Here is a 22798-nt window from a genome sequence, read left to right as displayed (position 1 = left end):
CGCTAGAGCCTGTCCTTCAAGGTGGCAAGCCTCGAGGCCGCTTCTTCCAGCACATCCACACGTTTGCAGAAGGCGAAGCGCAGCAGCGACTTGGTCCGTTCCGCACCTGCGGGGTGGCAGAACACCGGAACCGGTATGGCTGCCACGCCGACCAGCTCCGGGAGCCGGCGGGCCAGACCTGTTGCATCGGTAATACCCAGCGGCGCCGCGTCCACGTTGACGAAGTAGGTACCCTGCGGTGTGAAGACATCCAGACCCGCCGCCCGCAGGCCCTCGCTCAGGATGTCCCGCTTGCGCTGGAGCGTGTCCGCTATGTCCTCGTAGAACGACCCGTCCAGCGCAAGACCGGCCGCCACAGCGGCCTGGAAGGGGGTGCCGGAGGAATAACTGAGGAATTGCTTGACGGTCCGCGCTGCCGCCACCAGCTCGGCAGGTCCGCTCATCCAGCCGATTTTCCATCCTGTGAGCGAGAACGTCTTGCCCGCGGAGGAAATGGTCAGGGTGCGCTCCGAGGCTCCCGGCAGCGTTGCCACAGGAATATGGGCTACACCGAAGGTGAGGTGTTCGTAGACTTCGTCCGTAATGATGATGGCGTCGTGTCGGTTGGCCAGCTCCACAATGCGCGTGAGCGCCTCCCGCGTGAAGACACTGCCCATCGGATTGTGCGGATTATTGACCAGGATGACGCGCGTCCGGTCGGAAAAAGCAGCCTCAAGCGCAGCCAGGTCCGGCTGGAACCGTGGCGCCAGCAACGGTGCGGTGACGTGGGTTGCACCGCTGAGCGCGATCACGGCACCGTAGGAATCGTAGAACGGCTCGAAGGTCAGGACCTCATCGCCGGGGCCGGTCAAGGCCAGCAGGGCCGCGGCCAGAGCTTCCGTAGCCCCGGTGGTCACGATGATTTCCGTCTCCGGATCCGGCGTCAATCCATAGAAGCGCCGCTGATGATCGGAGATCGCTTCGCGCAGCGCAGGGATTCCCTTGCCCGGCGCATACTGGTTCGCACCAGCCGAGATGGCGTCACGGGCTGCCTCCCGCATCAGCTCCGGACCGTCCTCGTCAGGAAACCCCTGGCCAAGGTTGATCGCACCGGTGCGGACGGCCAACGTGGTGATCTCCTCGAAGATGGTCACGCCCAAATGGCCGTCCGCGCCCAGGAGGTTGGCGCCTTCGGCCGTGCGTAGCCACGGTGCGCGGTTCCCGGATGCGGATCCTTGGGCCAGGTTTTCGTCCGTTCTGCTCATGTCTCCCAGTAATATCACTACAACCGCGGGCTCACGTGCTGTGACTTGTGCAGTGAATGGATTAGATTCATAGATATGCGCCGAGCCGTCTGCCCTGGATCCTATGACCCGCTGCACAACGGGCACGTGGAAATTATTGCCCGTGCCGCCAGCATGTACGACGAAGTGATCGTCGCCGTCTCCACCAACTATGCGAAGAAGTACAGGTTCTCCCTGGACGTCCGCCTGGACATGGCGCGCCAGACCCTGTCCTACCTGCGCGGGATCACCGTGGAGCCGATGGGCGACGGGCTGCTGGCGGAATTTTGCCGCAGCCATGGTGCAGGTGTCATCATCAAAGGGTTGCGTTCCACGCAGGATTACCAGTACGAACTGCCCATGGCCCGGATGAACCGTCATCTTACTGGCGTTGAAACGGTGTTCCTGCCGGCGGAGAACAATTACACACACCTCTCATCCACTTTGATCAAGGAAGTGGCGGCGCTCGGCGGTGATATCGCGGACTTTGTTCCGAAGGCCGTGCTGCAACGTTTCCAGCAGGACGAACAAGGACAATAGTCCGGCGGAGGGTCCATTTGAGAGTATGGGCATCTTCGCGCTAAGATAATACGTCGGTCTATGTTCTATAGGAGTTCTCATCGTTGTGATCATGAATCATGATCAAAATTCGCCCCTGGCCATTTCGGTCAAGGATCTCGGGCGCAGCCCGGGTACTATGCGGACCCTGAACGAGCATGTACCTGCACCGGAGCAGTTCGGTGCAGCACTCATTGGCGTGCAGGAAGGCTCCGATATGGAGCTGGATCTGCGGCTTGAGTCCGTACACGAAGGTATTCTGGTTTCCGGCACTGCCACCGTTGATGTAACGGGGGAGTGCGGGCGCTGTCTGGATGCTATCGAGTATGATCTCTCCGTCAGGGTGCAGGAACTCTTCTACTACGAGGGCTTCGATCCACAGGATCAGGGTCCGGATGATGAAGAGGCTGAAGAGCAGCGGCGGGTAGAGCGCGATTCAATCGATCTCGAACCGGTGTTGCGGGACGCAGTGGTAACCGCCCTGCCGTTCCAGCCGGTGTGCCGGGAAGACTGTAAAGGCCTTTGTCCTGAATGCGGGATGCGCCTTGAAGAGGATCCGGGCCACCAACATGAGGTTTTGGATCCTCGCTGGGCAGCCCTCGCCGGGCTGGCTGGCACAGCTGCCGATGAGGCAGCAACACGTACAGAGTCAGACGAGAGAGAAGAGAGTTAGTCGTGGCTGTTCCCAAGCGGAAAATGTCCCGCTCGAATACGCGCGCACGCCGGTCCCAGTGGAAGGCAACTGCGCCCAACCTGGTCAAGACCGTTGAGAACGGCCGTGTCACCTACAGCCTGCCTCACCAGGCCAAGGTCGTCACCGACTCGGCAGGCACTGCGCTGTTCCTTGAGTACAAGGGCCGCAAGGTAGCCGACGTTTAATAGCGTCCGCATGCCTTCAACTGAAGAGCTTTTGAAGCGTCTCGGTGTCGAAATCGACGCCGAGACGCTTCGTCTTGCTCTGACACATCGTTCCTACGCGTATGAACACGGCGGCCTGCCGACCAACGAGCGCCTCGAATTCCTGGGCGACTCCATCCTCGGCTTCTCCGTCACTGATGCGCTCTACCGCGACAATCCGGACCTGCCCGAGGGCGAGCTGGCCAAGCGCCGTTCCGCCGTCGTCAGCACCCGTGCTCTGGCAGGGGTTGCCCGCGACCTGGATCTGGGCCAGTACATTCTGCTCGGCCAAGGTGAAAAGCTGACCAACGGCGCAGACAAGTCTTCCATCCTGGCGGACACGGTCGAAGCGCTGATCGGCGCTACTTACCTTGTCAACGGCATCGAAACCGCGCGCGGGATGGTCATGCGGCTCATTTCCCCACTGCTGGCGGATGCCGAGGCCCTTGGCGCGGGTACTGACTGGAAAACGAGCATCCAGGAACTGGCCGCCGCCCGCAAAATGGGCAGCGTCGAATATGCCGTCCAAGGCTCAGGACCGGACCACGCCAGAACGTTCGTGGCAACGCTGCGCATCGGGGGCACCGCTTACGGCGAGGGCACCGGCCACTCCAAGAAGGAAGCCGAGCAGGAAGCTGCCGCCGTCTCGTGGCGCCAGCTGCGTTCCGTCGAACCTGCAGATGCCTGAACTGCCTGAAGTCGAGGTAGTCCGCCGCGGCCTGGCCCAGTGGGTACGCGGCCGCACCATTACCGGCGTCGAGGTCCTCGACGAGCGTTCCATCCGCCGCCATGCGCTCGGCGCCGAGGACCTGCGCGGCAACCTCGAAGGAACCAAGGTAGAAGACGTGGTGCGCCGCGGCAAGTTCCTTTGGTTGCCACTGCGCGAAGAAACCAACAACGACGGCGGTACGCCGCAACTTGCGCTGATGGCACACCTCGGGATGAGCGGGCAATTGCTGGTCGAGGATTCCGTCCAGCCTGATGAAAAGCACTTGAAGGTCCGACTCACCCTGAGCCCTGCCGCGAATACCGACGGCACGCCCATGCCGGCCGAACTGCGCTTCGTTGACCAGCGGATCTTCGGTGGAGTTTTCCTGGCGGACCTCGTGCCGACGGCGGACGGGCACGCGGGAGGACTGTCGGAAACCGGCTTACCGCTTGTGCCGGTGGAGGCCGCGCATATCGCCCGTGATCCGCTGGATCCTGCCTTCTCGTTCGATGCCTTTTACCGCCGCCTGCGTGCCCGCCGCACTGGAATCAAACGCGCCCTCCTGGACCAGGGTCTGGTTTCAGGAATCGGCAACATCTATGCCGATGAAGCCCTCTGGGCAGCAAAACTGCACTATGCCCGGCCCACCGATACGATGCGGCGCAAGGAAGCGGAAAGGCTGGTCGAAGCCTGCCGCGGCGTCATGAACCGCGCACTGGACGCCGGGGGCACCAGCTTTGACTCCCTGTACGTGAACGTCAATGGTGCCTCAGGGTACTTCGCCCGGTCGCTGAACGCCTACGGGCGCGAGCGGGAAAACTGCAACCGCTGCGCCGCGCTGGGACTGGAGACCAAGATTCGGCGTGATGTCTTCATGAACCGCTCCTCCTACACCTGCCCGGTGTGCCAGCCGAGGCCGCGCAACGGCCGCTGGTAGCCCGGCGGTCGCCGCCTTTCCTGCCCGAAAGCGGCAATAAGCCCATGCCATAGGGTTTTCCCAACGTCTTCCATTGACTGGGCAACCAGGGGTTGTTAGGTTCGGCCCATACCCGTTCGAAGTTCCACTTCCTTTGCGATGAGGCAAATATGGCTAGTGCCGGACTGTTATACGTAGGAGCAATCCTTTTCATCAACGGGCTGATGCTGCTCGGCCGGATTCCCGGAAAATCAGCCGCAATACTCAATCTCTTCGTGGGCGCCCTGCAGACCGTGGTGCCGCTCGTCCTGCTGGCCCAGGCACAAGGCGAACTGGCCCCGACGTTTGCGGCAGCCGGACTGTTCCTGTTTGGCTTTACCTACCTGTACGTCGGCATCCTGCAGTTGACCGGCATCAGCGCCGAAGGACTCGGCTGGTTCAGTCTTTTCGTGGCTGTCGTCGCGATAGTCATCGGCGTCCTCAGTTTTACCCTGATCTCGGATCCGCTGTTCGGCGTCATTTGGATTACCTGGGCCGTGCTGTGGTTCATGTTCTTCCTCCTCATGGCCCTGGGCAAGAACTCGATCACGGCCGCCACAGGATGGTTTGCCATCTTCTGCGGCTGGTTGACCTGTACCATTCCCGCCCTGCTGTTGCTCAGCGGCAGCTTTGTCTCGACGGCCACCACAGCCTGGACCGGTGCGCTGATTTTCGCCGCATCCTTTGCTGCCTCATTGTTCCTGGGGCGGTCGCGGCAAAAGAGCGAGGCAGACCAGGTTGGGCCGGCAACAACACAAGGAGCGGCTTCATGACCCTTTACGAATACCGCTGTGCTGCGTGCGATGCCGTGGAGCTGAATTTCGCCATCGGACAGGCACCGCAGAGCGCCGAATGTCCTGGCTGCGGACGTCAGGTCCGCAGAGTCTTCAGCCCACCGAGATTGTCCATCGCCGGGACCAGCGCCTACAAACTGCTGGACAGCACGGCCAAGAGTGCCCACGAACCGGAGGTAGTCTCCGGGCTGCCCGGCAGGAAGGCACCCAAGCAACGTTATACGCACAATCCGCTGCACCGGAAGCTTCCGCGGCCCTGATCCGCAGGACGCAGAACATCAATAAGGGGAGTAGAGATTAATGCCAGAAGTCATTTTCCCGCTCGACTCGAGCAAGAAATTCGAAGACCAGGAAAAGGTCGGACACAACCGCTACCATCCGGAGATCCCGCCAGTGGCGACGGTCAAACAAGGTGTGTCGGTCCGGATAGACTGCCGTGAATGGTTCGACGGGGCTATCGTCAATGACGACTCCGCGGAGGACATCCTCAATGCCCCGCTGCTGACCGTGCACAAACTCAGCGGTCCGTTTGCCATCGAGGGAGCCCAACCGGGCGACCTGCTCGTCGTCGACATTCTGGATGTAGGACCGATCCCGCAGGAGGATTCGGGGCCGCTGGCCGGCCAGGGCTGGGGCTACACCGGGATTTTCGCCAAGACCAACGGTGGCGGATTCCTCACGGAGCAGTTTCCGGATGCATACAAGGCCATATGGGACTTCACCGGTCAGAAAGCGACCTCACGCCACGTGCCGAATGTGTCCTTCAACGGCATCATCCATCCGGGGCTGATGGGAACCGCCCCCTCGGCGGAGCTGCTGGCCAAGTGGAACAAGCGCGAGGGCGATCTGATCGCGACTGATCCGGACAGAGTGCCGCCGCTGGCGCTGCCTCCGGAGCCGCAGTCCGCGCTGCTGGGTGCTGTACCGGAATCCGATTTCGACCGGGTTGCTGGCGAGGCCGCGCGCACAGCGCCGCCGCGGGAGAACGGCGGAAACCAGGACATCAAGAACCTGACCAAGGGGTCGCGGGTCTTCTACCCGGTGTTCGTGGACGGCGCCAACTTCTCGCTCGGAGACCTGCATTTCTCCCAAGGCGACGGCGAAATCACCTTCTGCGGGGCTATCGAAATGGGCGGGTTCATCGACCTGCGTTTCGAAGTGATCAAGGGCGGAATGGACACCTACGGCGTCAGTGAGAACGCTATCTTCATGCCCGGAACCGTGGACCCGCAGTTCTCCGAGTGGCTGGCTTTCTCCGGCACGTCGGTCACCTTGGATGGCAGGCAGCACTATTTGGACTCGCACTTGTCCTACCAGCGCGCCTGCCTGCATGCTATCGATTACCTGACGAAGTTTGGCTACAGCCCCGAGCAGGCCTACCTGCTCCTGGGCGCCGCGCCGATCGAGGGCCGGCTGTCCGGAGTGGTGGACATCCCCAACTCATGCTCGACGGTGTACCTGCCGACGTCGATCTTCGATTTCGATGTGCGGCCATCGGCGTCCGGACCCTTCCAGATAGACCCCGGCATCGGCGCGCCCAGCGCTTCAGCTGGCTGAGCTGAGGCTGCAACGGTGCCGCGGACGCGTGTACAAACCGCAGTCCGCGGCACCGCACAGCGACCAGGAACTTTGCTCAGGCAGCCAGATCGGCCAGCGCCGCATCGGTGAAAGCCGGCCAAGCCTCGGCCGCCCAGGGGCCGAAGTCACGGTCCGTGAGCGTGACACAGGCGGCGCCGGCTTCCGGATCCACCCAGAGGAACGTACCCGACTGACCGAAATGGCCGAATGTGCGCGGCGAACTGTTTGCGCCGGTCCAGTGCGGCTGCTTGCCGTTGCGGATTTCGAAGCCCAGGCCCCAGTCATTGTCCTTCTGCCGCCCGAAGCCGGGCAGCACGCCTGCCAACCCGGGGAAAACCACGGAGGTGGCTTCGCTCAGCGTTGAGGAATGCAGTAGTCGGGGCTGTTGCAGCTCCGCCGCGAAGCGCGACAAATCGGCGACGGTGGAGGTGGCTCCAGCGGCAGGGGAGCCCTCCAGCGAAGTCCGCTGCATGCCCAGCGGCAGCAGGACGCCGTCGCGCAGATAGTCGGCGAAGGCCAGTCCGGTTGCCTGTTCCACGGTTTCGCCGAGGACCTCGAAGCCAGCGTTGGAGTACAGGCGGCGTTCGCCAGGGGTATAGCGCACGGAGCGGTCACCGAAGTCGTAGCCGCCGCTGTGTGCCAGCAGATGCCGGACGGTCGAACGCTCCGGTCCTGCGGGCTGGTCCAGTTCCAAGGCGCCTTCCTCCACCGCCAGCAAGACGGCATAGGCGCTAAGCAGTTTGGTGACGGAGGCCAGCGCGTACTGGCGGTCCTGGTCTCCGTGGGAGCCCAGCAGTCCGCCGTCCTTTCCGATCACCGCGGTGGAGGCATTCGGGACCGGCCAGTCGGCGACATGTTTCAGACTCTGCATGCTGATTCTCCTGCGGGTGGTAGTTAGGCGTGCCGGCCGGACGGGCCGAGGTAGTGCTCCGCGAGCCGGTCCAGGCCCTCTTCGATGCTGACCGCGGGGGACCAGTCCAGCACCTCGCGCGTACGGCGCTGGTCAAACCAGTGCGCGGTGGAGAGCTGTTCGGCCAGGAACCTTGTCATCGGTGGCTCGTCGCGGACCAGTCCGCGTTTACCGGCTGCGGTCCACGCACGCTCGATCACGCTGCCGGCGCCCCGGGCGAGCCAACCCGGCACATTCCAGGCAGGGGGTCTCACACCGGCGGCCGCGCAGATGCCGGCCAGCAGTTCGCCTACCGGCCGCGGCTGGCCGTTGGTGACCACCAGCGCCTGGCCGTGGGCGTGGTCCATCCGCTCCACCGTCCGCACTATGGCGGCGGCGGCGTTGTCGATGTAGGTGCTGTCGATCAGCGCGGTGCCATGGTCAAGCAGGGGCAGCCGGCCAACCCGTGCCCGTGCCACGACCCGTTCCACCAGCTGAGTGTCCCCGGGCCCCCAGACGACGTGCGGACGTACGGCGGCCACCCGGAAACCGGGGGAGTCTTCTGCCAAGGCGAGCAGCTCGGCGGCAGCCTTGGATCTGGCATAGTTTCCGTGTGCGCGATCCGGATCCGCAGTTCCTGCGCCGGCGCCGGCAATGGCCGTGCCGAAATGGGCGACCGACGGCGAAGAGACGAGCACAAAGTCCCGCACACCGGCACCGCGGGCGGCCTTGAGCAGAGCCCGGGTACCGTCGATATTTGTGGCGACAAAGTCGCTCCATTCGCCGGTGAAGGAAACCTTCGCCGCCAAATGCACGACGGCGTCAACGCCCGTGACTGCGCGGGCTACGGCCAGCCCGTCGGTCAGCGACCCCAGAACCGTCTCTGCCTGTGCCGCATTACGGCCCAACGCAGCCGGACGCCGCTGGAAGGTGCGCACGCTGTGCCCTTGCTCCATCAGCAGCCGGGCGACGGCACTGCCAAGCATGCCGCTGGCGCCGGTGACCAGGATGTTCCGGGCGTTTCCGGTGCTCATGGCTGGCCCATCCGTCCTCCGGCCAGCGCCTTCGCGGCCCACTGTGCCAATGCGGCCCGGTCGATCTTGGAATTGTGCCGGATATCGGTAGGCAGCTCGGGCACCAGCAGGACGGATGCTAGGTCCAGGCCGGTTTCTGCCGCTACGTTCTCGCGCACCTTGGCACTCAGCTTCCATGCAGCCGGAGCGGGTTTCCGTGCCTTCGGCTGGGTTTCGACGACGGCGACCGGAACCTGGGCGCCATCGGGGCCTACTCCCACCACGGCCGCCCGCGCCACCTGGGAGACCGATTCGGCTGCCTGCTCTGCGGCCACGGGCGTCCTGACGCCGTCGGCGGTAGTCAGGATGTGTGCCAGCCGTCCCTCGACCCAGAGGCGTCCGGCGTCGTCAAGATGCCCAACGTCGCCGGTGCGGTGCCAGCCGGGAACGGATCTGCTGTGCGATTCGGTGATCCACAACCGGTCATAGCGGTCCTTCACGTGCGGAGCGCTGACCAGGATCTCGCCGGTCACACCGGGCCGGGTGAGCGGGTCATCCGTGCTGCTGCCATCCGGGTTCAGAGCGGTGACGGCAACCTTGGTGCCGGATACGGGAGTGCCGACGCAGACGCCGTTGCCCTTACCTGCTGCGCGGATTTCCTCGAGGCTGATGTCGGTGACGGGCAAGGCCTCGGTCATCCCGTACGGCGTGTGCAGGGATGCGTTGGGGACGAGCCGCTGGACTTTGGCCAGCAGCGGCTCCGGGATCGGCGCGCCGGCGGAGAGGAGCAGTTCAACCTCGCCCAAAGCGCCGCGCTGCGGACCGGACAGCTCGGCGGCGGTAGCAACGACGTTGTTCAGTGCCGCCGGGGACGCGAAAACGGCCGTCGCCTGCACGGCGGCCGCGGCTTCGGCCAGTGCCGCCGCGGTCAGGGTCTTGGGCGCGGTGACGTCCATGTCCGGGGTGACCGAGGTGGCTCCCAGCGCGGGCCCCAACAGGGCAAAGGGGGCGAAACCGGCAACCAGCGCGGTGCCGGCCTGCAGCTTGTACGTATCCTTCAAGGTATCCCGCATGGCGGCCAACTGCCGGTGCGTGTAGACCACGCCCTTCGCTGGTCCGGTGGAGCCGGAAGTGAAGAGAATAGCGGCATCCGCGTCCGGTTCCGGACTCGTTGTGGCGGCTTCGGTACCGGGCGTGCCCGGAATCGACTGCAGCAGGTCCTCCACTGTGTGGCTGACGCCGTATAGCGCGCGTTTGGGCGCGCTCATGGCCGTGGCGCTGATTCTTACCCCAGGCCATTGGAAGAGCCGTGCGGCAACGAAGGCGCGTTCGATTCCGATGATGAATTTCGGCCCGGCACCCTTGATGGCACGGCTGAGGCCGGTGGCGCCCAGGCCGGCGTCGGCCACCACGATGACGGCGCCGAGCTTCAGGCACGCGTAGATCAGACTCGTCAGCTCGATGCCGGGCGGAACCAGCAGATTGACCCGGTCTCCGGCCTTGACACCGATGGACGACAAACCCGCTGCCAGACGGTCCACGACAGCGGCCAATTCGGTCCACGACAATATCCGTGGACCCGTTCCCGGCTCGGCGTCGAGGGGGGCCATGTCCACCACGGCCGGCCAACTGTCCCCGGCGCGCTCGGCCAGTTCGGCCAGCATGTGACGGAACGAGGCCGTGTCTGCTGCGGGCACCGTTGCTGCGGCTTCGAGTGTGCCGCTTTCCGGAGTGCTGGCAGCCGCCACTGTATGGGTCAGTCCGTTTCCCGCGCTGTCCAGGTCGAGGCCTGGTTTCAACGTGTCCAGCCAGTTGAAGACGGGGCTTGCGATGTCTGCGTCCTCGGGAAGCAGATGGCCGGCACCTTCGAACCGGTGCACGTCGGCCTGCGGCAGTCGCTGCAGCAGATCGCGCAGGTAACGATCGGAGAAGACCGGATCCTTCGGCCCCCACAGGACCAGGGCCGGAACATCCAGCGAACGGATGCCATCGGCTACCCCGGTGAGCGTGCCCCAGCTGGGTGCAGACGGGTCCGCGGGGATGTCGGCGACGAAATTGCCCACCCCGGACCTGCGCCCGGCACTGCGGTACGGTGCCATGAACGCGTCGCGGACGTCCTTGTCCAGCGGGGGATGCGCCAACGCATGTGTCACGCGGAGGAAGGCGGCCGACGTCGTCGTTCCCCAACTGTGCACGGCCGGGTGCAGTGCGAGCTGCAGCGGGGCGGGGACGGAATAGCCGGCCGGATGAACGGCCGTGTTCGTCAGGACGACCGCGGCAAGCTGCTGCCGGTGGCGTGTTGCCCAGCCGAGGGAGATCAGGCCGCCCCAGTCGTGGCCAACGGTGACGACCGGGCCCGTGAGGTTCAGCTCCCGGGTCAGGTCGCCCAGATCCGTGATGCGGTCCTCAAGTCGGCGGAACGCACCAGTGCGGGCGGAGAAGCCCATGTCCAACTGGTCGACGGCGACAACACGCCAGGGCCGGTCCGCCGCGGTTGCTGCCGCCAGCAAGCTGCGCCAGAGGTAGGACCAGGTGGGGTTGCCGTGCACGCAGAGCAACGTGCCGGCGGGCGTGATCCCGCGTTCTTCCAGTTGGGGGCCGTTGTCGAGCAGATGCCAGGTGTGCGTGCTGCCGTCCGGGTCCGCTGCCGCCGTCGAGGGTACGTTGATGCGGCGGGACCAGACAGCCCGGACGCCGGGCCACAGCTCAGTTACCACGCAATCTCCATCATGGCCGTGTTCAGCCCGGAGCCTACGCCCATGCACAGGACACGGTCGCCGGCGTTGAGGCTCTGCGCTTCCTGGGCCAGGGTCATCGGCAGCGACGCCGGACCCACGTTGCCCCACTTCGGGAAGGTGATCGGTACTCTCTCCTTCACGAGGTTGACGGCTTTGATGATGGCGTTGGTGTAGGAATTGGAGACCTGGTGGGTGACGTAGCGGTCCATGGACCCCCAGTTCCAGCCGTTGTCATGCGCCTCGTGCCACGCCGTGACCACCAGTTCAAGCCCGCCTTCCAGCAGCCCCTTGGTATCGGTGAACATCCCGTCCTGGCCGCCCACGCACAGTCCGTGGTGTTCGGTCCCGGCGCGCGATACGCCACCGATGATCCGGTGCGAGCCGGGGTGCAGGTCCGCCGGGCCGATCACGGCTGCGGCGGCGCCGGAGCCAAGCGTCAGGGTGGCGAATTCGCGCAGGTAGTCTTCCCTGGAGGACCCGGGGTCGTTCAGCCGTCTGAAAGTGGTTTCCTGGGTTTGCTGTGCATCTTCCCCGGCGACGATGAGGGCGTACTTGATCTGGCCGGAGTCGATCATGTTGGCCGCCAGGGTGATCCCGTTGACGAACCCGAGGCAGGCATTGGCAAGGTCGAAGTTGATGGCCGACGACGGTAAACCCAAGCTGTGGTGGATCTTGACCGCCACGGAAGGCTCGAGGTTCTTGCGGGTCACCGAAGTATTGATCAGGAGACCGATTTCGTCCGGCTCGATGCCGGCTTCGGCCATGGCTTTGGCGCCGGCTTCAATGGCGGCATCGTCGAAACTTGTGCCCGGCGACCACCAGCGGCGTTCGGACACTCCGGCGACACGCTCGAGCAGACGCTTGGAAAGGCGCAGACGCTTGAGGCTGGGGGCTAGGCGCTCGTCGAACTCCGCGGAACTGACGACTACCGGCGCCTCCACACTTGTGACGGCCAGCAGTGCCGTGTTGTCATGTCGAAACGTCGCGTTACCGATCAATATCCAGCCTTTATTCGTGTTTCTGTCCGCGGCACCGGTCCGCGCCTGTGATGCACCCCGAAACCTTAACTATGCACCTAATGCGGCCGTTCCCGCACATGCACCGTCCGGCATGCATATGTGATTAACCGCTCCTCCACAACAGACCCGGGAGGCCTGCTTGCGCACACTACCGCCCCTTCTTGCCGCGGTCTGCATAGGAAACACGATAGATTGTTTCAAGGAAAAAGTGCTGCGGGAGACACAATTTGCATCTGAAATCTCTGACTGTGCGCGGCTTCAAGTCTTTTGCGTCTGCCACGACCTTCGATTTCGAGCCCGGTGTCACGGCCGTCGTCGGGCCCAACGGGTCCGGCAAATCCAACGTCGTCGACGCCCTGGCCTGGGTCATGGGCGAACAAGGTGCCAAGACTCTGCGCGGCGGCAAGATGGAAGACGTCATCTTCGCAGGGACCTCTGGGCGTTCGCCGCTGGGCCGTGCCCAGGTCTCCCTGACCATAGACAATGCCGACGGCGCCTTGCCCATCGAATACGCCGAAGTCACCATTTCGCGCACGCTTTTCCGCACCGGCGGCTCCGAATATGCCATCAACGGCAGCAACTGTCGACTGCTGGACATCCAGGAACTGCTCAGCGATTCCGGCCTTGGTCGCGAGATGCACGTGATCGTGGGCCAGGGCCAGCTGGACCGCATCCTGCATGCCACTCCGGATGACCGCCGGGGGTTCGTCGAGGAAGCCGCGGGAATCCTCAAGCACCGAAGGCGTAAGGAAAAGACGGTCCGGAAGCTGGAGTCGATGCAGGCCAATCTCGCGCGCCTGACCGATCTCACCGGGGAGCTCCGGCGGCAATTGACCCCGCTGGGAAAACAGGCCGAGGTGGCCCGCCGCGCCCAGCAGGTGCAGTTCGAGGTCCGGGATGCGCGGGCGCGTCTGCTGGCAGATGACTTGGTCCAGTTGACCGCTGCCCTGGCTCAGGAAGTGGCGGACGAAGCCGCGATGAAAGCCAGGCAGGCCGAGGTGGAACGGACCCTCGAGACCGGACGGCGGCGGCTCGCGGAACTGGAACGGCTGGCGGCAGAGACTACACCGACGCTGAATGCCGCCCGGGATGCCTGGTACCAGCTTTCTTCCGTCCGCGAACGGTTCAGATCACTCGGCAACCTGGCCAATGAACGACGCCGGCTGCTCGGCAATGCGGATGCGGAACCCGAAACCGGACGGGATCCGGACCAGCTGGAACAGCAAGCCGCACAGGTGCGCGAAGAGCAGGCGGAGCTTGAGTTCGAACTGGAGGACCGCAGGGAAGCCCTGGAGGACGCAGTGCAGGCCCGCGCCGACGCGGAAGCCAGCGCCGCCGCCGAAGACCAACGCCTGACCGCCATCCTCCGGGCGGCAGCAGACCGCAGGGAAGGTCTCGCGAAGCTCGCCGGACAGGTGGCGGCGGCCCGCTCGCGGGTGGAGTCAGCGGAAGCTGAACTGGGACGCCTGCGTGCCTCGATCGGTGAGGGCGAGGAACGACGTCGGAAGGCGCAGACCGAGTTCAGCGCGCTGGAATCACAGGTCGCCGGCGTGGAGGAAGGGGAAGAGGGCCTCGACGCCGAATACGAGCAGGCATCGCAGGAGCTGGATGCCATCGAGGAAGAACTCGAATCCCTTGTCGCGGAGGAACGGGAAGCCGAACGTGAGCGTGATGCGCTGTCAGCCCGAAAGGAAGCACTGGAAGTAGGCCTGGACCGACGGGACGGCAGCGAGGCTCTGCTGGCCTCTGGTTCACAGGGAGTCTTGGGCGCGCTGGCAGAACTGATCTCGGTGGAACCCGGGTACGAACCCGCGATAGCCGCGGCCCTGGGAAGCAGCGCCGAAGCGGTTGTCGTTGCCGACCGGGTTGCCGGGGTGCAAGCGCTGGAGTTGATGAAGAGCGAGGACGCGGGCCGGATTGAGCTTGTCTTCGCCCGGACGGGTCATTTCGCCCCTGCGGATCCTGCCCCTGCCAACCAGGCTTCCGCGGATCAGGCCCCGGGTGACCTGGCCCTGCCGGGCGACGCGGTCCGTGCCCTCTCTCTAGTCACGTTGAAGGAAGAAGCCGCAGCGGTACGCGCCTTTCTGGCTTCCGTCGTCGTCGTTGAGGATCTCGCCGGGGCTGCGGAAGCCGTTTCCGCCCGTCCGGAGCTGACCGCGGTCACCAAGGCAGGCGAGGTCTTCAGTGTTTATGGCGCTCGCGGCGGCTCGGCCGGCCGGCCGAGTCTGCTGGAGGTGCAGGCTGCGGTGGAGGAGACGGGCCAACGGTTGGCACAGGCCACAGCCAGGGCAGAACGGGCCAAGTTTGCGATCGCAGCCGCGACGGCGCGGCGTGCAGAAACCGGCGCCCGGGCAGAGGCGGCGCTGGAACAACTGAACGAATCGGACGCCAGGCTGGCGGCCGTGGCTGAACGGCTGGGCCATCTCGGCTCCACGCTGCGCTCGGCCGTGGGGGAGAGTGAACGGCTTGCCAGGCTGGTTGAAGCTGCCGAGGCCAACGTTGCCACTGAACAGCAGAAACTGGCAGAGATCACCCAGCGGCTTGGCGCCGCCCAGGAAGCACCTGCAGAATCCGAGCCCTCAACTGAAGAGCGCGACGCGCTCGCAGCCGCCGCCACCAGGGCACGTCAGAGCGAGATGGAAGCCAGACTTGCCCTGCGCTCGGGCGAGGAGCAGTTGAACGCCATCGGCAACCGCGCCGCATCGCTGGAACGGGCAGCGGCAACGGAACGTCACGCCCGGGCGCAGGCAGCCGAGCGGGCCCGCAAGCGCCAGGTGCAGGCGGCCAAAGCCGCCGCCGTCGCGCGGGGCGTCAAACAGGTGCTGGCGTGGCTGGACGTGTCGGTGGATCTGGCCGAACGCGAACGTGATGCTGCGGAGGAGGTCCGGGCGGCGTGGGAGCGCGAACTGGCCACCGTCCGCACCTCGACCGACACGCTCGCCAATGAGCTGCGGGAGCTGACGGATTCCGTCCACCGCGATGAGATGGCGCGGGCCCAGCAGCGGCTGCGCATCGAGGCACTTGAAACGAAAGCGATCGACGAACTGGGCTTGACGCCGGATCACCTTGTGGCTGAATACGGGCCGGACCAACCGGTTCCGGTGGCCACGGCGGCGTCGAACGACAAATGGGCGGCCCTGCGCGCGGAGGTGGACGAAGACGGTAACCCGGTGATCGAGGGAGTGCCGTTTGTCCGGGCAGAACAGGAGAAGCGGCTGAAGAAGGCCCAACGGGACTTGTCCTCCCTAGGCAAGGTGAACCCGCTGGCACTGGAGGAGTTTGCGGCGTTGGAGGAACGCCACCAGTACCTCAGCGGCCAGCTGGAGGATCTCAAGGCCACGCGCAAGGACTTGCTGGACATCATTAAGGAAGTCGATGAGCGGGTGGAACGCGTCTTCACCGAGGCTTACCATGACACGGCGGCACAGTTCGAACGCGTCTTCGGCCGGCTGTTTCCCGGTGGTGAAGGACGCCTGGTGCTCACGGACCCGGACGACATGCTCACCACGGGTATCGAAGTCGAGGCACGCCCGGCCGGCAAGAAAATCAAACGCCTCTCGCTGCTCTCCGGCGGCGAGCGCTCATTGACTGCGGTAGCCCTTCTGGTGGCGATCTTCAAGGCGAGGCCATCGCCCTTTTACGTGATGGATGAGGTTGAGGCGGCCCTGGATGACACGAACCTGGGGCGGCTGATCACCATTTTCGAAGAGCTGCGCGAATCCAGCCAGCTCATCGTCATCACCCACCAGAAGCGCACCATGGAAGTCGCCGACGCTCTCTACGGCGTGACCATGCGGGGGGACGGCGTCTCCACCGTCATATCCCAGCGCCTTGCCACGGCAGAGGCCTGACGCGCGGAGGCACGAGGGCACAGACCCGCGCCGGTCCCATCGGCAGTGTTAATGCCGCCGATAGCGCCGCACGAAGTTGCGCAGCACGTGCTGGGGCTCGGTGACCACGCTTCCACGGACACTTTCCATGACCCTTGCCGCTTCGGCCGGCGGGAAGTACCCGGCAAAACGGTAGATGGAGATCCGTGTCAGCAGCCCGTCGATGTCGAGTTCGGGGTGGAACTGTGTGGCGTACAGGTTCGATTTCAGCCGGAACATCTGTATCGGGCAGGTAGCCGAGCCGGCCAGCCGCACGGCGCCGGCGGGCAGCGTCGAACACGCTTCCTTATGTCCCACAAAAGCCTGGAACCGGTCCGGCACGCCTGCCAGCAACGGATCCTTTCTGCCATCATCGGTCAGTACTATCTCCACTTCGCCGATCGGCTCGCCGTGGGTCCTGTCCACCACACCGCCCTGATGCAGGCCCAGCGTGCCGACACCGTAGCAGGCGCCGAAAAACGGAAAATCCGTGGCGATGACCTGATCAAGCAGGCGGCCGAGCTCGCGTTCAACGCGGTGCTGCACCGCCGATTTATCCGCGGGCGCATCGCTGGAGTTGAACGGACTGCCGCCCAGAATGATCCCGCTGTAGGAATCCAGATCAATGTTGGGAAGCGGGCTGGCCTCCAGCCGCACCCGGTGCAGTTCCCCCTCCGCGAGGCCGCCGAAGCGCATGAACGCCGCATACTCTTCGTCGGCTGCTTTGTCTTGGGCCCGGGTAGCCAGCAGCAGGAACGGCTTCATGGGTTGATGCTAGTGGAAGGGAACCGTTTCCACTCACGGCGGAAGGCAGCTTCAGCGTTCTCTGCCGCAAACTGTTCCAGGGCGTGCAGACGGCCGTAGCTGAAGCCGTTTTCATTCTGTAGGACAACTCCGGCCCCCAACCGGCGCAGCAGGTCGCGCGTCAGGACGGTGTCCTGGTGTACGCCGAGCGACTGCTGCACCCGTTGCGCCGCCTCGGCGAGCCGCTGTGCGCGCTTCCCGCCTACCGGAATCGCAGCCTCCGCTGCATACCGCAACCGCTTGGCACCGATGCGGACCTCGTGCAGGGCATGTGCATCGGTGGCGCCACCGGGAAGTTGCTCCACCGCCGTGACCACCCTGCGCAGCCGCTTGGCCTCCCGTTTGACGCGCCTGCCGATCACCTCGCGCGCGGGCTCCGCGGCCAGCGCCGTCAGCGGGGGATCGGCAAGCAACGCATCCAGGGCATCGAGCAGGCGGAAGTACCGTTTCGTATCGAGCGCCCGCAATGTCTTGGTCCGCGCTGCCTTCAGGTCGGCCGTGAGCTGCTCATCTATCCTGCGGGCGACTGGCCCCAGCACCAGTTCCGCGGGCTCCCGGGCAAGGACATCCCGGAGCCGGTCCTGGATTACCTGGGCGTCCCGGGCTTCGCCCAGCAGGTCTGCGAGCCACTTCAGCTCGCCCCGCAGCCCACCGACTGTATCGCCGGCCAGCAGTTTCCGGTAAGTAGCCAGGCAGGAGCGCAGGCGCCTGGAAGCCACGCGCATTTTGTGTACCCCTTCAGGCTCACCCGAGCGCACTGGCGGATCCTGTTCCTTCAGGCTGCGGACCTGCTGATCCAAAAAGAAGAGTACGACGGCGGCCGCGTCACCTTTACGTTTCGGAGGGGGCGCAGCCTGCACCGGCTGGCGGGAATGTTGCGCCAATTCAGACCGCCGGGTGGATCCGCGGGATCCACGTTGTGCACCGGAGCCGGCGCACAGGGCGTTACAAGCGTCCAGCAAGTCCTGGTTGCCCTCGACAAGTTCAATCGCCCATTCCCGCCACCGGCGGTCCCCGGACGAACTTCCCTGTTGCTCGGACCGCAGATGGTCATCCAGTATGTTGGCCAGCACCTGATCCCCGGAGCCGCGGAGCCGGTGCAAAACCCGTCTGGTCAGGACCCGGGTAACGGGAACCAACGGCTTGTCCCGCACATGCACACGCACCAACTGCAGTAGGGTCTTCGGCACTCCGTCTGTGCCACGGCCAGGGGGTGAAGAGCTGACCCGGCGCTCGCCGTCGTCGGCTGGCTGCTCCAGTTGCCAACACGCTTGAGGGCCGGTGCGACGTTCAAGCGTGATGCCCCGTGCGGCCAGCACGAAGTCATTCGTATCGAAGTAGACCGCCTCGAACTCGGCTTCCACGCCTTGCTCCACACGGTTCACGCCCGGCAAAGTGTGCAGAGCGGGCAGCGGCGCCGACTCTTCGACGACGAAGGCACGTCCAGTCTTTGTGCCGTATCCGCAATCACTGGCCATATCCGGCCTTTCGCATAAGCCCTGCAATCTGCCTCGGAGCACGGTACGGCCACCGGCCCAGCGCGGCGGGGGAGGTGACGCCATGATAAGCCCGCACGCCGGATTCGCCCACCTCCGGTTCCTGCCCCATCGGCGGCGCGTCCGAAGGAGGCAGGGGCTGTGAGAAGCTAGGGATTGTGAACGACGTAACCATGATCCTTATATATGCTGTCATCGCGATCGCCGTGATCGGTACGGTTGCCATTCTCCTGGTTAAGGGCCGCAAGACCCCTCCGGGAACCTACACCACCACTCGGGACGCCAACGACCCGGTGCGCGGCGGCGGTACCGATACGTTGGAAGCGCCGCCCGCGCCGGCCGGATCCCGTGTTGCGGTTCCTGAAGAGGAACTGCCCGAGACCGATGTCGAAGTTGCCGATGATGCGGCGGGCATCGAGACCGTACCGGTCGAGACCCCTGCTCCGGTTGAGGGCCGGCTGGCCCGCCTGCGTGCCCGTCTGATCAAGTCCAACAACGCCCTGGGCAAGGGCCTGCTGGCGCTGCTTTCCCGGGACAAGATCGACGAAGATGTCTGGGACGAAATCGAGGAAACGCTCCTGATGGCGGACCTCGGTACCGAGCCAACGATGGAGCTGGTCGACGCCCTGCGCGACCGGGTAAAGGTCGCTGGCAGCCAGGACCCTGAGCACGTCAAGGCGATGCTGCGCGAAGAACTCATCAAGCTCGTTGACCCAGGGATGGACCGTTCGCTGGCGGTCGAGCGCCATGCGGATCGTCCGTCTATCGTCATGGTGGTAGGCGTCAACGGCGTGGGCAAGACCACCACTGTTGGCAAGCTGGCCCGAGTGCTGGTGGCCGAAGACAAGGATGTGCTGCTGGGTGCGGCGGATACCTTCCGCGCTGCCGCAGCCGAGCAGTTGGCAACCTGGGGCCAGCGCGTGGGCGTGCCTACCGTAAAGTCCGACATCGATGGTGCGGACCCGGCGTCCGTCGCTTTTGAAGCAGTGAAGGCCGGCATTGACCAGGAAGTTGACGTCGTCATGATTGATACGGCCGGCCGCCTGCAGAACAAGGTGGGCCTGATGGACGAGCTCGGCAAGGTCAAACGCGTCATCGAGAAGCAGGCCATGGTTGACGAGGTCCTGTTGGTTCTAGATGCCACCACCGGGCAGAACGGACTGAACCAGGCCAAGGTCTTCTCCGAAGTCGTCAACATCACGGGCATCGTGCTGACCAAACTCGATGGAACTGCCAAGGGCGGAATCGTCGTCGCTATTCAGCGTAGCCTCGGCGTTCCGGTCAAGCTCATCGGCCTCGGTGAAGGCGCGGACGATCTAGCTCCGTTCGAAGCTGAAGCCTTCGTGGATGCCCTCCTGAATTAAGGACGTTCTACCGTCCCGCGGGCGGTTGCTGTGGGCGGTTCGATGACTAAAGCCGCAGGGCGGACGTGAAAGCACGTCCGCCCTGCGTCGTATCTAGGGCACTTGCTTTGGCCAATCGTAAAATCTCCTCAGGCGGCGGGGCGGTAGAGGAAGTCGATGCGGCCGAGCGCCTGTTCGAAGGTTGACAGCGGCTCGGGCAGCTCGTCCGGCTGCTCTGTTGCCGGTGCCGGTGGTGTGCCGGGCAGCGCTGGTGCGGTTGATAGGTAGGTGTGCCCGGTGGGGGTGGTGGTTTCCACGGTGTGCCGTGGGCCGGGCACAGCTTGTGCGTGCCAGCCGTCGGCTTCCTTCGCGAGGTTGCATGCTTCGCATAGGCCTTGCCCGTTGACCTCGCTGGTGTCCCCGGCGTCGCGCCAGGGCACGACGTGGTCGTGGTGGCGGATCGGCGCGTCGCACCAGGGGGTGCGGCAGAGCTGGTCACGTGCCTGGATCACCCGTTGCATCCCCGCCGGCATCAACCGTGCCCGCGAATCCATCCCGAGCAGCTGCCCGGTACCGGGCGCCGTGTACAGCCGGCGCACCCACACTTCCACCTCGGCCGCATCGCCTGCATCGCCGGGGTCACGTCTGGAGCCCGGAGGCCCGGGCGCCGTACCTGCTTCCCTTGTGTTTCCGGCGGTTCGGGTGTCTCCGTTCGCGCCAGCAGCATCGGTGACCGGTACCGGTTCGCCTGCGCCTGTCGGACCGGACCCCGTAACACCGGTCCCGTTGCCGGCATCCGCGGAGCCGGCAACGGGACCGCCAGACCCATTTGCGGCACCTTTGATCGGGTTTCCGGCGGCCGCGGGGCCGGCCTCGCCGCCGTTCGCGTTCTCGTGGTCGGTGTTCTCGGTGCGGAGCAGGTCGCGGGCCCATTGCGCGGGGACGATGCCGTACCCGGCCAGGTGGGCCGGCTCGGAATCGCCTTGGAACAGGGTACGGTCGGTCATGACCAGCTGCACCTCGATTTTCGCCGGGCTCTGGGCGGGCTGGCCGGTGACGCGTTCGACGAGGATGTCGGCCATCAGCTGGCCCCGGCCGCGTTCATCGCCCTGCGCCTTCAACCGGTCGGCCGCCTTGACCAGCGCGGCGGTGACGGCCACGCCCTGCACCACCGGGAGCAGGGCGCTCACGTAGGCCATGGTGTCCGGCGCCGGACGGCAGGAAACATGGCGTCCGGTTTCGGCTTTCGCGGCCCGGCGGACCACCGCGTGCGGATCCAGCCGCAGCGCGGCCTGCTTCGCCAGCGCCCCGATCCGTTTATCCCCGCACCCTTGCAGCGTCGCCGGATCAGCACACAGTTCCCGGTCCACCGCGGCCCGGTCCTCCACCCTCAGGCAGGCGGTCTCGCGGACCAGGATGGTCGCCCGCCATTCATTCAGCCGGCCCTGGGCCAGCGCCTGATAGGTGCACGGCATTTCCCTGATCAACGTGGTCGCCAGGCCCAGGTGCTTACCTCCCCGGTTCGGGGAGTCCTTCCGGGCCAGGCCGACCTCCTTCGCCAGCCCCCGCCCCCGTCTCTCCGCGGAGATCCCGGCCGCGGCCCGGGCCTCCCGGCGGGAGGCAACAAACGCTTCCGTCTCCCGGGCCTGCGCGGCAGCCAGGGCTGCCTTGAGTTCCTCCATCGCGGTGATCCGGTCAATCCGCACCCCCTCGGAAACCTCCTGGTCCAGGTCCGGGAGCCCGGCGGCCCAGCCGCGGACCAGCACCGCACCCGGATCGCCGGGAACCGGTTTCACCGGACCCATCTCCGCTGGAACGATTGACTCGAACATACATTCGATTCTACGGGAGTGTGATGGATACCACAACACATACTGTTGGCGGTGGAAAACTACCGTCTTGTCGAGCGGCTATGGGCTTGTGCGGCTCCACTGCCTAGCTCGACGTTCATGCGCGGCAGCCTCATTCGGTGCCGCACAACGAGCTCAATGCGGCAAAAACAAGCCCTGTCACTTTCCCGTCCTCCGGAAGTGGGCTAGGTCAGCGTCCAGGAGCGCTTGGACAGGCCAAACCAGAAGCCGTCGATAGCAGTCTTCGCTTCAATTCCGCCCGAACCGTAAGCGGCGCCGAGTGCTACATATAGGGGCGCCCAGTGCTCGCTGCGCGGGTGTGCTTCTTTGGCTGCAGGCGCCTTGTTGAGGAAGTCCAAAATCGAGTCCACATCGCCGCGTGCCATTGCTTCTTCTGCCCAGTGGTCGAATTCACTGGAGGCGGCCGGCGGTGTAGTGTCCGGGCCGGCGGCAGGATTGAACCAGCGCAAATTGTGTGTGGTGAAGCCCGATCCGACGATCAAAGTGCCGCGATCGCGTAAGGGTGCCAAGGATTTGCCGAGCTCAAAGAGTCCCTGCGGGTCGAGTGTCGGCATGGACATCTGAACCACCGGCACATCGGCATCCGGGAACATTTCCACCAGCGGGACATATGCGCCGTGGTCCATTCCGCGGGTTTCATCCTGTTCGACGTGATGACCGTGGTCTCCAACCAGCCTGGCCACCTCTCCAGCGAGCTCGGGCGCTAGCGGTGCGTCGTACGTGACGTCGTAGTACTTCTGCGGGAAACCCCAAAAGTCGTATACCAATCCGGTTTTTTGCCGAGTGGCGCTCAGCGTCACCGGCGCGTTCTCCCAATGCGCCGACACCATCAAGATGTCCTTCGGCTTTTCAAAAGTGCCCGACCATTCGGCGAGCTGCGTGGTCCAGCGCTCGTCGTCGGCAAGCGGGGGAGCACCATGGCTCAGGAACAGGACCGGAGGCTGGGTCATCGTTTGTGTCATAAATCCATCGTAGCGGCTTTTACTTGAAGCTTCAAGTCACG

At 64.9% G+C, this 22798-nt stretch carries 19 protein-coding genes; 10 read left to right on the top strand and 9 right to left on the bottom strand.

Annotation, left to right across the window (positions count from 1 at the left end):
* Positions 1–2 precede the first annotated feature (2 nt).
* Positions 3–1244 (bottom strand): aminotransferase class I/II-fold pyridoxal phosphate-dependent enzyme, encoded by a 1242-nt coding sequence (locus tag J5251_RS16475; RefSeq protein ID WP_139006521.1) that lies wholly within the window; start codon positions 1242–1244, stop codon positions 3–5.
* A 75-nt stretch (positions 1245–1319) separates the two neighbouring features.
* Here J5251_RS16475 and coaD point away from each other — a divergent pair, with 75 nt between their 5' ends.
* The 8 genes from coaD (at position 1320) to fmdA (ending at position 6732) form a co-directional block, all read left to right on the top strand.
* Positions 1320–1802: a pantetheine-phosphate adenylyltransferase gene (gene coaD / locus J5251_RS16470; protein WP_139006520.1), complete on the top strand. Its 483-nt coding sequence runs from the start codon at positions 1320–1322 to the stop codon at positions 1800–1802.
* A gap of 115 nt (positions 1803–1917) precedes the next feature.
* Positions 1918–2493 carry a YceD family protein gene (locus J5251_RS16465; protein WP_139006567.1) on the top strand — a complete coding sequence of 192 codons (576 nt, stop codon included), beginning with the start codon at positions 1918–1920 and terminating at the stop codon, positions 2491–2493.
* A gap of 2 nt (positions 2494–2495) precedes the next feature.
* On the top strand, positions 2496–2699 hold the full coding sequence (gene rpmF, locus J5251_RS16460; protein ID WP_055240805.1) for a 50S ribosomal protein L32: 204 nt from the start codon (positions 2496–2498) through the stop codon (positions 2697–2699).
* 10 nt (positions 2700–2709) lie between these two features.
* Positions 2710–3405, top strand: a complete 696-nt coding sequence (gene rnc / locus J5251_RS16455) for a ribonuclease III (protein WP_139006519.1) — start codon at positions 2710–2712, stop codon at positions 3403–3405.
* Positions 3398–4363, top strand: a complete 966-nt coding sequence (mutM, locus tag J5251_RS16450) for a bifunctional DNA-formamidopyrimidine glycosylase/DNA-(apurinic or apyrimidinic site) lyase (RefSeq protein ID WP_208574621.1) — start codon at positions 3398–3400, stop codon at positions 4361–4363. The genes rnc and mutM overlap by 8 nt, the downstream gene beginning before the upstream one ends.
* 149 nt (positions 4364–4512) lie before the next feature.
* A complete protein-coding gene (locus J5251_RS16445) occupies positions 4513–5154 on the top strand; it encodes an AmiS/UreI family transporter (protein ID WP_208574620.1) in 642 nt (213 codons plus the stop codon).
* A complete protein-coding gene (locus J5251_RS16440; RefSeq protein ID WP_139006516.1) occupies positions 5151–5435 on the top strand; it encodes an FmdB family zinc ribbon protein in 285 nt (94 codons plus the stop codon). Before J5251_RS16445 ends, J5251_RS16440 begins: the two co-directional genes overlap by 4 nt.
* Before the next feature lie 40 nt (positions 5436–5475).
* Positions 5476–6732: a formamidase gene (gene fmdA, locus J5251_RS16435; protein ID WP_208574619.1), complete on the top strand. Its 1257-nt coding sequence runs from the start codon at positions 5476–5478 to the stop codon at positions 6730–6732.
* Positions 6733–6808: 76 nt separating this feature from the next.
* Here the strand turns inward: fmdA and J5251_RS16430 are convergent, their stop codons facing one another.
* From J5251_RS16430 to J5251_RS16415, 4 genes are read right to left on the bottom strand one after another with little or no spacing between them, the layout of a single operon-like run.
* Positions 6809–7624, bottom strand: a complete 816-nt coding sequence (locus tag J5251_RS16430; RefSeq protein WP_208574618.1) for a serine hydrolase domain-containing protein — start codon at positions 7622–7624, stop codon at positions 6809–6811.
* A 23-nt stretch (positions 7625–7647) separates the two neighbouring features.
* A complete protein-coding gene (locus tag J5251_RS16425) occupies positions 7648–8676 on the bottom strand; it encodes an NAD-dependent epimerase/dehydratase family protein (protein ID WP_208574617.1) in 1029 nt (342 codons plus the stop codon).
* Positions 8673–11372, bottom strand: a complete 2700-nt coding sequence (locus J5251_RS16420; RefSeq protein WP_208574616.1) for an alpha/beta fold hydrolase — start codon at positions 11370–11372, stop codon at positions 8673–8675. The genes J5251_RS16425 and J5251_RS16420 overlap by 4 nt, the downstream gene beginning before the upstream one ends.
* Positions 11366–12391 carry a 3-oxoacyl-ACP synthase III gene (locus J5251_RS16415; RefSeq protein ID WP_139006511.1) on the bottom strand — a complete coding sequence of 342 codons (1026 nt, stop codon included), beginning with the start codon at positions 12389–12391 and terminating at the stop codon, positions 11366–11368. The genes J5251_RS16420 and J5251_RS16415 overlap by 7 nt, the downstream gene beginning before the upstream one ends.
* A gap of 248 nt (positions 12392–12639) precedes the next feature.
* Here J5251_RS16415 and smc point away from each other — a divergent pair, with 248 nt between their 5' ends.
* Positions 12640–16263 carry a chromosome segregation protein SMC gene (smc, locus tag J5251_RS16410; RefSeq protein WP_208574615.1) on the top strand — a complete coding sequence of 1208 codons (3624 nt, stop codon included), beginning with the start codon at positions 12640–12642 and terminating at the stop codon, positions 16261–16263.
* A gap of 48 nt (positions 16264–16311) precedes the next feature.
* Here the strand turns inward: smc and J5251_RS16405 are convergent, their stop codons facing one another.
* Together J5251_RS16405 and J5251_RS16400 are read right to left on the bottom strand one after the other, a co-directional pair.
* A complete protein-coding gene (locus J5251_RS16405; protein WP_208574614.1) occupies positions 16312–17046 on the bottom strand; it encodes a glutamine amidotransferase in 735 nt (244 codons plus the stop codon).
* A complete protein-coding gene (locus tag J5251_RS16400; RefSeq protein ID WP_208574613.1) occupies positions 17043–18563 on the bottom strand; it encodes a CYTH and CHAD domain-containing protein in 1521 nt (506 codons plus the stop codon). Before J5251_RS16400 ends, J5251_RS16405 begins: the two co-directional genes overlap by 4 nt.
* A gap of 191 nt (positions 18564–18754) precedes the next feature.
* Between J5251_RS16400 and ftsY the strand changes: the two genes are divergently transcribed.
* Entirely contained in the window at positions 18755–19945 is a 1191-nt protein-coding gene (gene ftsY / locus J5251_RS16395) for a signal recognition particle-docking protein FtsY (protein ID WP_432264405.1), read from the top strand.
* Positions 19946–20073: 128 nt separating this feature from the next.
* Here ftsY and J5251_RS16390 read toward each other — a convergent pair whose 3' ends face one another.
* Together J5251_RS16390 and J5251_RS16385 are read right to left on the bottom strand one after the other, a co-directional pair.
* Complete coding sequence (locus J5251_RS16390; RefSeq protein ID WP_244250703.1) at positions 20074–21756, bottom strand: HNH endonuclease; 1683 nt, start codon at positions 21754–21756, stop codon at positions 20074–20076.
* Positions 21757–21959: 203 nt separating this feature from the next.
* A complete protein-coding gene (locus tag J5251_RS16385) occupies positions 21960–22757 on the bottom strand; it encodes a dioxygenase family protein (RefSeq protein WP_139005356.1) in 798 nt (265 codons plus the stop codon).
* Between the last annotated feature and the right edge of the window lie 41 nt (positions 22758–22798).

The organism is Arthrobacter crystallopoietes (assembly GCF_017603825.1).
Lineage (GTDB): Bacteria > Actinomycetota > Actinomycetes > Actinomycetales > Micrococcaceae > Crystallibacter > Crystallibacter crystallopoietes_B.
The sequence above is the reverse complement of the archived record's forward strand: the minus strand, read 5'-3'. Positions and strand labels throughout refer to the sequence as shown.

Bases quoted from the DNA above. Each gene is read 5' to 3' on its own strand.
- J5251_RS16405 (WP_208574614.1), bottom strand. From the start codon at position 17,046: ATGAAGCCGTTCCTGCTGCTGGCTACCCGGGCCCAAGACAAAGCAGCC.
- J5251_RS16475 (WP_139006521.1), bottom strand. From the start codon at position 1,244: ATGAGCAGAACGGACGAAAACCTGGCCCAAGGATCCGCATCCGGGAAC.
- J5251_RS16440 (WP_139006516.1), top strand. From the start codon at position 5,151: ATGACCCTTTACGAATACCGCTGTGCTGCGTGCGATGCCGTGGAGCTG.
- J5251_RS16430 (WP_208574618.1), bottom strand. From the start codon at position 7,624: ATGCAGAGTCTGAAACATGTCGCCGACTGGCCGGTCCCGAATGCCTCC.
- rnc (WP_139006519.1), top strand. From the start codon at position 2,710: ATGCCTTCAACTGAAGAGCTTTTGAAGCGTCTCGGTGTCGAAATCGAC.
- J5251_RS16400 (WP_208574613.1), bottom strand. From the start codon at position 18,563: ATGGCCAGTGATTGCGGATACGGCACAAAGACTGGACGTGCCTTCGTC.
- coaD (WP_139006520.1), top strand. From the start codon at position 1,320: ATGCGCCGAGCCGTCTGCCCTGGATCCTATGACCCGCTGCACAACGGG.
- J5251_RS16425 (WP_208574617.1), bottom strand. From the start codon at position 8,676: ATGAGCACCGGAAACGCCCGGAACATCCTGGTCACCGGCGCCAGCGGC.
- J5251_RS16385 (WP_139005356.1), bottom strand. From the start codon at position 22,757: ATGACACAAACGATGACCCAGCCTCCGGTCCTGTTCCTGAGCCATGGT.
- fmdA (WP_208574619.1), top strand. From the start codon at position 5,476: ATGCCAGAAGTCATTTTCCCGCTCGACTCGAGCAAGAAATTCGAAGAC.
- J5251_RS16445 (WP_208574620.1), top strand. From the start codon at position 4,513: ATGGCTAGTGCCGGACTGTTATACGTAGGAGCAATCCTTTTCATCAAC.
- mutM (WP_208574621.1), top strand. From the start codon at position 3,398: ATGCCTGAACTGCCTGAAGTCGAGGTAGTCCGCCGCGGCCTGGCCCAG.
- ftsY (WP_432264405.1), top strand. From the start codon at position 18,755: ATGATCCTTATATATGCTGTCATCGCGATCGCCGTGATCGGTACGGTT.
- J5251_RS16390 (WP_244250703.1), bottom strand. From the start codon at position 21,756: ATGTTCGAGTCAATCGTTCCAGCGGAGATGGGTCCGGTGAAACCGGTT.